This window comes from Oceanisphaera sp. (assembly GCF_052084945.1).
In the GTDB taxonomy this organism is placed as follows: domain Bacteria; phylum Pseudomonadota; class Gammaproteobacteria; order Enterobacterales; family Aeromonadaceae; genus Oceanimonas.
Window position 1 is genome coordinate 1 of the sequence record NZ_JBQDEX010000112.1, and the last position, 8,958, is coordinate 8,958.

Consider the following 8,958-nt stretch of genomic DNA (forward strand, 5'->3'; position numbering starts at 1 on the left):
GGGATTAGGGATTAGGGATTAGGGATTAGGGATTAGGGATTAGGGATTAGGGATTAGGGTAATTAAAAGGCATTAATACTAAAAGCCGAGCATCAGCTCGGCTTTTATTAAATCTTTTTCTGACAGCTTCCAGCTTACCGCTTAAGGCTATGTTTAGTGCTGGTGTCCGCCTTCGCCGTGGGCATGGCCGTGGCTTAATTCTTCTTCTGTCGCTTCACGCACGCTCACCACTTCTAAATCAAAGTTGAGCGTCAAACCCGCTAATGGGTGGTTCATATCGACGTCAGCCATAAACTTACCCACTTTGGCTAATACCACTTGGCGCTCACCTTGCTCGGTGTGAACCGTGGCCATCATGCCGGCTTTCCACTTTTTAGCACCGTGCAAGTGCTTCACCGGTACCCGTTGGATCATATCTTCTTTTCGCTCACCGTAACCTTCTTCTGGTGTGAGAGTAATGCTAAAGGTCTCGCCTGCTTCTTTACCGGTCATCGCTTTTTCAATGCCTTCTAACATACCGTTGTGGCCATGCAGATAAGCTAGAGGTGCATTGTCTACGTTGGTGTCTAGAGTATCGCCATCTTCATTTTTTAAGGTGTAGTTAAACTGCACCACAGTATTGTCTGCAACTTGCATTAAAAATCCCATTATTAGGTCAATAAAGTAGAAAGAAATAGTAACAGATGGTCAGGCGGGGTTCACGACTTCACGGTTAATGCCATAAATAGGTATAAATACGCCCCATTGAACGACTTGATATGACGAAGAAATGTAAAAAAATGTGATCAAAACGCTCTTTAATGTTTATTTAGTCATATTGTTGTTATCATGTGTGCGTCAGGTCACACTATCTAGGTTGCTAATGTTGAATAAATCGCTTTAGCCAGTCTTGCCTAGAGTACTGTTGTCACCCTAAAAAAAGATGATATAGAACAAACAGATTAGCCCGTTTTATCTTTTACAGTTTCCACATTGTAAAAATGATTTCCAAAAACAGGTTGATCGTCACAGTTTTTTTTGTATGATCACGCTACGGGTTTCTGGTTATTAACCACCCTCACTCAGTGGAACCAGTAACCATTACTTATGGATTAACAACAAATGGTGCCGAGAGCACCTCAGATGAATGGATACCGATTATGGCTAAAATGAAAGCAATCGAGGCAGTTGCCAAAATCCTTGAGCTGGAAGGTGTAACAAAAGCCTTTGGCGTTCCCGGCGCCGCTATTAACCCTTTCTACTCCGCATTGCGCGGTTTGGGTTCTATCGAGCACGTATTGGCTCGCCACGTTGAAGGCGCGTCACACATGGCCGAAGGCTACACCCGTGCCAACCCTGGCAACATTGGTGTTTGTATTGGTACTTCTGGCCCTGCCGGTACCGATATGATCACGGGTTTATATTCAGCAATGGCTGACTCGATTCCAATTTTGTGCATCACCGGTCAAGCACCGCGTGCTCGCATGCACAAAGAAGACTTCCAAGCTGTAGACATCGAGTCTATCGCTAAGCCAGTAACCAAGTGGGCTTCAACCGTGCTAGAGCCTGCTCAGTTGATTGGTGCTTTCCAAAAAGCATTCCACATTATGCGTTCAGATCGTCCAGGTCCTGTATTACTTGACTTGCCGTTCGACGTACAAATGGCAGAAGTTGAGTTTGACGCAGAAGCTTACCAGCCAATGACAGCTTACAAGCCTGCTGCTAACCGCGTACAAATTGAAAAAGCACTGACCATGTTAAATGAGTCAGACAAGCCGTTATTGGTTGCTGGTGGTGGTATTATTAACGCCGACGCTGATAAAGAGCTGGTTGAATTTGCTGAATTAGTAGGCGTTCCAGTTATTCCGACGCTGATGGGTTGGGGTACTATCCCTGACGATCACGACCTGATGGCAGGTATGTGTGGTTTGCAAACGTCACATCGCTACGGTAACGCTAGCATGCTGGCATCTGACTTTGTATTGGGTGTAGGTAACCGTTGGGCAAACCGCCAAACTGGTTCTCTTGACGTGTTCACTAAAGGCCGTAAGTTTGTTCACGTAGACATTGAACCAACTCAAATTGGTCGCGTATTTGGCCCAGACTTGGGTATCGTATCTGACGCAGGCGCTGCTTTAGCACTGTTCATCGAAGTAGCTAAAGAATGGAAAGCCGCAGGCAAGCTGACAGATCACAGCGCTTGGGTTGCTGAGTGTCAAGAGCGCAAGCGCACCATGCAGCGTAAGACTAACTTCGACAACACGCCGATTAAACCACAGCGTGTTTACCAAGAAATGAACAAAGTCTTTGGTCGCGATACTACTTACGTATCTACCATTGGCTTGTCACAAATTGCTGCAGCCCAGTTCTTACACGTGTACAAAGCACGTAACTGGATCAACGCAGGTCAGGCTGGCCCTCTGGGATGGACTATCCCTGCTGCACTGGGTGTGGTTGCTGCAGATAAAGATCGCAACGTTGTTGCCCTGTCTGGTGACTACGACTTCCAGTTCATGATTGAAGAATTGGCTGTTGGCGCACAGTTTAAACTGCCGTATATCCACGTTGTAGTTAACAACTCTTACTTAGGTCTGATCCGTCAGGCACAGCGTGGCTTCGACATGGACTTCTGTGTTCAGTTGTCATTCGAAAACATCAACTCTCCTGAGCTAGGCGAGTACGGTGTGGACCACGTTAAAGTGGTTGAAGGCCTGGGTTGTAAAGCAATCCGCGTATTCAAGCCAGAAGAAATTGCTCCTGCACTGGAACAAGCCAAGAAGCTGATGGCTGAATTCTCTGTACCAGTGGTTGTTGAAGTAATTCTTGAGCGTGTAACCAACGTCTCTATGGGCGTTGAAATTGACGGTGTTAACGAGTTTGAAGAACTAGCAGAAAAAGGCAAAGATGCGCCTACTGCTATTATTTCAATGCTCGATTAATACCGAAACGCTAAAGCCCAGCCATTAGGCTGGGCTTACTTTTGCCCCCAATCAAAGAAGGACATTGTTATGCCAAAATTAGCTGCCAACTTGTCTATGCTGTTTACCGAAGTGGACTTTATGGACCGCTTTGAAGCTGCTGCAAAGGCTGGCTTTAAGGGTGTTGAGTATTTATTCCCTTACGCTGAAACTGCACAAGACATTAAAGCCAAACTAGATGCCAACGGCCTGACCCAGGTGTTGTTTAACCTGCCGGCCGGTGACTGGGCAGGCGGCGAGCGCGGCATTGCTTGCCATCCAGATCGGGTTGAAGAGTTTAAAGCCGGTGTTGATCAGGCTATCGAATACGCCAAAGTATTAGGTAACAGCCAAGTAAACTGTTTGGCCGGCATTCAGCCTGCAGGCGTATCTTATGGCGAAGCTGAAGCCACGTTTATTGCTAACCTTAAGTTTGCTGTTGATAAATTAGAAGCTGCTGGCATCAAGCTGGTAATGGAAGCGATTAACACTATCGATATTCCTGGCTTCTTCTTGAACAACACAGCTCAAGCTCAGTCTATCCGCGAAAAAGTAGGTAGCGCTAACTTGTATCTGCAATATGATATTTATCACATGCAGATTATGGAAGGCGATTTGGCTCGCACCATTAAAAACAACCTAGGCAACATCAACCACGTACAGTTGGCTGATAACCCAGGTCGTAACGAGCCAGGCACAGGCGAAATCAACTACGAGTTCTTGTTCAAGTACTTGGACGAAGTTGGCTTTGATGGTTGGATTGGTTGCGAATATAAGCCAGCCACCACCACAGAAGCAGGTTTGACTTGGCTGAAGAACTACTCAGGCCTGAACTAAATCCGGACGATGCTGCTCAGCAGTGTTGATATATCTTAAAGGTCGCAGGAGCAGCACAATATTGTGCTGAGCCTGCTGTCCCCACAAGCTAAAAAAGGAACATACGATGAAAATAGGTTTTATCGGTACCGGTATCATGGGTAAGCCCATGGCAGCTAACTTGCAAAAAGCAGGTTACACTCTGTATTTCTCTGAGCACTTCAACAAGGCTCCAGCTGACCTAGTTGGCGATAAAGGGATTGCACTAGCCACTCCTAAAGCGGTTGCAGAAGCAGCTGACGTTATCATCACTATGGTACCAGACACCCCACAGGTTGAAGACGTACTGTTTGGTGACAACGGCGTAGCCGAAGGTCTGTCTGCTGGCAAAATCGTAGTAGATATGTCTTCTATCTCGCCAATTGCTACCAAAGCGATTGCTAAGCGCGTTAACGAAACAGGCGCAGACTACTTAGACGCACCAGTATCTGGTGGCGAAGTAGGTGCAATTAACGCAGCACTAACCATTATGGTTGGTGGCGAGCAGTCAGTATTTGACAAGATCAACCCATTGTTCGAAATCATGGGTAAGAACATCACTCTAGTTGGTGGTAACGGTGACGGTCAAACAACTAAAGTTGCAAACCAAATCATTGTTGCACTAAACATTGAAGCCGTTGCTGAAGCATTGGTATTTGCTTCTAAAGCCGGTGCCGATCCTGCCAAGGTGCGTGAAGCACTGATGGGTGGTTTCGCTTCTTCTAAGATTTTAGAAGTGCACGGTGAGCGTATGGTTAAGGGTACTTTTGACCCAGGTTTCCGTATTGCTTTACACCAGAAAGATCTGAACTTGGCACTGACTGGTGCTCGCGAATTAGGTGTTTCTCTGCCTAACACTGCGGGTGCACAAGAGTTGTTCAACACTTGTAACGCGCTAGACGGTGCTGGTTGGGACCACTCAGGTATGATCAAAGCACTTGAGCACCTAGCTAACCACAACATTCGTGGTGAGTGATAATGCTGTTTGCCCGCTGATTAGCAAATAATGGCGGGCAATTAAAAAATTAGGGCAGACAAAGATAAGTACGAACTTTCACTCAGGGGGCTTTGTGTTAGATCTAACTTATCAATTGTACTGCCCTACCTTTGAAGACATAGCCGTCAGCGCTCAGCTTTAAGCTGTCAGCTAAAAAATGAGCTGAAACCCTTCACGATTCCCCCCCTCTGCTTTATCTTCTTTAACTATCTCAAAGCCAACGCCCTCCGCTGCCCGCTAAACACAAACACCGCTCTTGTAGAGGCCATCTTTAGTCGGCCGGTTTTGCGTAGCGAAACGTACTTTGCCGTCCACACTTTAGTAATGAGTTTCTGCAACACTGAATTATTTGGCCCTAGCATGCCCTCTTTATTCTTTATTGCTCGATGCACAGGGTGCTTTCCACTATAATCGTGCGCTTCAAATTTCTAGCGCTTTGGCCAAGTGGTAAAGCTGCATCAATCAGGTGTCACTTCAGTGATTAAAACACCCTATTATCTTATCGATAAAGCCGCACTGTTACGCAATATGGAAAAGATTGCCTATGTGCGCGAGCACTCAGGTGCCAAGGCTTTGCTGGCTCTAAAATGCTTTGCCACCTGGTCGGTGTTTGACCTAATGAGTCAATATATGGATGGCACTACCTCATCTTCACTCAACGAAGTTAAGCTTGGCAAACTGAAATTTGCCGGTGAAACCCATGCTTATAGCGTGGCTTACTCTGATGACGAAATTGCAGAAGTGTTGGCCCACAGCGATAAAATTATTTTCAATTCTATTGGTCAGCTCACTCGCTTTACCGATGCGTCTGCTCATCATGTACGCGGTTTACGCTTAAACCCGGGCGTGTCTAGCTCGGCCTTTTTAATTGCCGATCCTTCACGGCCTTTTAGTCGCCTAGGTGAGTCGGATACCGACAAAGTCAGCGATGTTATCCTGCAGATCTCCGGCTTTATGATCCACAATAACTGTGAAAATAATGACTTTGCGCTATTTGATGAGATGTTAAGAGGTATAGAAGATAAGTTTGGTCACTTATTAAGCCAGCCTAACATTAACTGGGTTAGTTTAGGCGGTGGCATTCACTTTACTGGTGAAGACTATCCGTTAGAGCATTTTTGCGCCCGTTTAAAGCAATTTAGCGAACGTTACGCCGTACAAGTTTATCTTGAACCAGGTGAAGCCGCTATTACCGAGACCACCTCATTAGAAGTGACAGTGCTAGATACGCTTTATAATGGTAAGCAGCTGGCCATAGTCGACAGCTCTATTGAAGCGCATATGCTAGATCTGCTGATTTATCGCGAGACTGCAAAAATGGCACCGGAGCACGGCGCTCACCAGTATATGGTGTGTGGTAAGTCTTGTTTAGCTGGCGATATTTTTGGTGAGTTTAACTTTGAGCACCCCCTTAAAGTAGGTGATCGGTTGTCGTTTATCGATGCAGCCGGTTACACCATGGTGAAGAAAAACTGGTTTAATGGCGTCAATATGCCCGCCATCGCGATACGCCAGCTCGACGGAACAATTGAGCAGGTTAAGGAGTTCGGTTTCAGCGACTTTGTGAACAGCCTCTCTTGAGGCATGAATTAACTATAACAAAGCCTTTTAAGAAGGCGGTTAGGAAAAAGATGAAAAGAAATGTTCTGATTATTGGTGCCGGTGGTGTTGCCCAAGTTGTTGCTCATAAATGTGCGCAATATAACGATGTTCTGGGTAACATCCACATCGCCTCACGCACGCTCGAGAAGTGCCAGCAAATAATCGACAGCGTACGAGAAAAGGGCAGCTTAAAAACGGCCGGCGACTTGCAAGCTCACGCATTGGATGCATTGGATATTGCAGCAACCAAGGCGTTAATTAGCAAAACACAGTCGCAAATGGTGATCAATGTCGGTTCGCCTTTCATTAATATGTCGGTATTACAAGCATGCATCGAAACCGGTGCGGCTTATATGGATACCGCCATTCACGAAGATCCTGATAAAATCTGCGAAAACCCACCTTGGTACGCCAACTACGAGTGGCAGCGTAAACAGCTGTGTGCCGATAACGGTATTACCGCTATTTTAGGGGTAGGGTTTGATCCCGGCATGGTGAACACCTATGCCGCTGCCGCAGTAAAAGAAGGCTACTTCGATAGCGTTGAATCCATAGATATTATTGATATTAACGCGGGTAACCACGGTCATTATTTTGCCACCAACTTTGATCCAGAGATTAACTTTCGTGAATTTACTGGTCGCGTCTGGTCTTGGCAGAATAATGCTTGGGTAAAGAACAAAATGTTCGAAGTAAAGCGCACCGATGACTTGCCGGTAGTCGGCATGCAAACTAGCTATATGACAGGCCACGACGAAATCCATTCTTTATCTCACCACCTAGACGTGCCCAACGTACGTTTTTGGATGGGGTTTGGCGAGCACTACATTAATGTGTTTAATGTGCTCAATAGCCTAGGGTTATTGTCTGAACAACCCGTGACCACAGCAGAAGGCTTAGAGGTGGTACCGCTCAAAGTAGTGAAGGCTATTTTGCCAGACCCTGCTTCACTGGCACCTAATTACACAGGCAAAACCTGTATTGGTGATCTGGTTAAGGGCCAAAAAGACGGTAAAGACCAAGAAATTTTTATCTATAACGTCAGCGACCACGAACAGGCTTATCAAGAGGTAGGCAGCCAAGGAATTTCCTATACTGCAGGCGTTCCGCCGGTAGCAGCTGCTATCTTAATTGCGACCGGTGAGTGGGATGTATCCCGCATGGTCAACGTTGAAGAGCTGCCGCACCGCCCCTTCATTAACTTACTAAATGATATGGGGCTGCCTACACGCATTAAAGACGAACAAGGCGATCGCCCACTGAGTTTTTAAGCTTAGCTTTTAAATTCAGCAACAAACAGCAAAAGGCCAGTCCCACGGACTGGCCTTTTTTATGGGCTTTGTAGAGGCCGGTTTTGCGCAGCAAAACGTCTCGCAGCGGTCGAATACCCTTATGAAAATAAGGCGCCTCACGGCTTGAGGCTTTTCTTCCCGCTCTCAGCTTCAAGCTTACCGCTACCCTTGCGGTGTTTTACCACCTATGGCTTCGGTTACTTCTTGGGCGGCATCCATCACTAGCTGGCTTAAGTGTGCTAAACGCTCGCGTTTTACTCGCACTGCAGGGCCAGAAATAGAGATAACAGCAACCGCTTCACTGTATTCATTATAGATATTGGCCGCAATACAACGCAGGCCCTCAAATTGCTCTTCGTCGTCTAATGAGTAGCCTTGTTGCTTAATATGCTGCAACTCACTCGCAAACTGTTCAGCATTGGTGATGGTATGTTCGGTGAAGGCGACCATCTCAGTCTGCTTGATAAGTGACATGGCCTCTTTGACCGGCACCACAGAGAGCAATGCCTTACCAACTCCTGAGGCATGCAGCGGTGAGCTGCTGCCTAATGACACCACCATGCGCATGGTTTGTGGAGATTCTACCTGGCCGACATAGACGACTCTATCTTGCTCTAAAATTGCTAAATTAGAGGTTTCGCCCGTATCAGCGACTAAACGCTTCATAAAGGGGCGAGACTGGGCGATAACATCACGTTTTTTTAGATAGGCATTACCTACCGCAAAAGCATTTACGCCAATGCTCCACAAGCCTTGGGTGTCATCCACGTCAACAAAATGGTGACTACGTAAGCTGTTTAATAAGCGATGGGTAGTAGAAGGAGCAAGCCCTAAGCTACTGGCCACTTCTGTCAATGACATCCCCATATCAGAGGTAGCCAGTTGTTCTAGCACCAATAAGGCACGAGACAGCGATTGCACTTGAGTCGTGCCTGCGGGTTTAGTGGCTTTGTTTTTTTTAGGTGTTACTTCTTTGGTCATGAGGTTCCATGATCTACAGAGACTTAAGCCTATTGTATGGGTATTTGCCCCCTAAGTCCTGTTTGTGATGAGAAGCCACGTCGATCACCAGACACCAAGTTCAACATAAAGACGCGCTCTGCTGGATTAAGGACAATTGGTGGATGTTGAATGTTGAATGGTGAATGGTGAATGGTGAATTAAGGACTATTTTTGCCACGGAAGACGCGGAAAAAGGTAAGAGCGAAAAGTGACAACGACTCAAATACTGTAATGGTAAGGGCTCCCCTACTAATAGTTGGGTGTTTGGCTCTTA

General features: G+C 46.4%; 7 protein-coding genes. 5 read left to right on the forward strand and 2 right to left on the reverse strand.

Features of this window, described 5'->3' with window-relative positions; genetic code table 11:
• Window positions 1-153: 153 nt before the first annotated feature.
• On the reverse strand, window positions 154-636 hold the full coding sequence (locus tag ACTHY5_RS09945; protein WP_441879212.1) for an FKBP-type peptidyl-prolyl cis-trans isomerase: 483 nt from the start codon (window positions 634-636) through the stop codon (window positions 154-156).
• 503 nt (window positions 637-1,139) lie between these two features.
• Here ACTHY5_RS09945 and gcl point away from each other — a divergent pair.
• The 5 genes from gcl (at window position 1,140) to ACTHY5_RS09970 (ending at window position 7,661) form a co-directional block, all read left to right on the forward strand.
• Entirely contained in the window at window positions 1,140-2,918 is a 1,779-nt protein-coding gene (gene gcl, locus ACTHY5_RS09950) for a glyoxylate carboligase (protein WP_441879214.1), read from the forward strand.
• Window positions 2,919-2,987: 69 nt separating this feature from the next.
• A complete protein-coding gene (gene hyi, locus ACTHY5_RS09955) occupies window positions 2,988-3,773 on the forward strand; it encodes a hydroxypyruvate isomerase (protein ID WP_441879216.1) in 786 nt (261 codons plus the stop codon).
• Window positions 3,774-3,879: 106 nt separating this feature from the next.
• Window positions 3,880-4,767 (forward strand): 2-hydroxy-3-oxopropionate reductase, encoded by an 888-nt coding sequence (locus ACTHY5_RS09960; protein WP_441879218.1) that lies wholly within the window; start codon window positions 3,880-3,882, stop codon window positions 4,765-4,767.
• Window positions 4,768-5,265: 498 nt separating this feature from the next.
• A complete protein-coding gene (locus ACTHY5_RS09965; RefSeq protein WP_441879220.1) occupies window positions 5,266-6,369 on the forward strand; it encodes a carboxynorspermidine decarboxylase in 1,104 nt (367 codons plus the stop codon).
• Window positions 6,370-6,419: 50 nt separating this feature from the next.
• Window positions 6,420-7,661 (forward strand): saccharopine dehydrogenase family protein, encoded by a 1,242-nt coding sequence (locus tag ACTHY5_RS09970; protein WP_441879222.1) that lies wholly within the window; start codon window positions 6,420-6,422, stop codon window positions 7,659-7,661.
• Between the two features lie 183 nt (window positions 7,662-7,844).
• On the opposite strand, the gene ACTHY5_RS09975 is transcribed toward ACTHY5_RS09970, so the two are convergent.
• Entirely contained in the window at window positions 7,845-8,663 is an 819-nt protein-coding gene (locus tag ACTHY5_RS09975) for an IclR family transcriptional regulator (RefSeq protein ID WP_441879224.1), read from the reverse strand.
• Window positions 8,664-8,958 lie beyond the last annotated feature (295 nt).

Coding starts and splice junctions, on each gene's coding strand:
- hyi (WP_441879216.1), top strand. CDS start 2,988: ATGCCAAAATTAGCTGCCAACTTGTCTATGCTGTTTACCGAAGTGGAC.
- ACTHY5_RS09960 (WP_441879218.1), top strand. CDS start 3,880: ATGAAAATAGGTTTTATCGGTACCGGTATCATGGGTAAGCCCATGGCA.
- ACTHY5_RS09945 (WP_441879212.1), bottom strand. CDS start 636: ATGCAAGTTGCAGACAATACTGTGGTGCAGTTTAACTACACCTTAAAA.
- ACTHY5_RS09970 (WP_441879222.1), top strand. CDS start 6,420: ATGAAAAGAAATGTTCTGATTATTGGTGCCGGTGGTGTTGCCCAAGTT.
- gcl (WP_441879214.1), top strand. CDS start 1,140: ATGGCTAAAATGAAAGCAATCGAGGCAGTTGCCAAAATCCTTGAGCTG.
- ACTHY5_RS09975 (WP_441879224.1), bottom strand. CDS start 8,663: ATGACCAAAGAAGTAACACCTAAAAAAAACAAAGCCACTAAACCCGCA.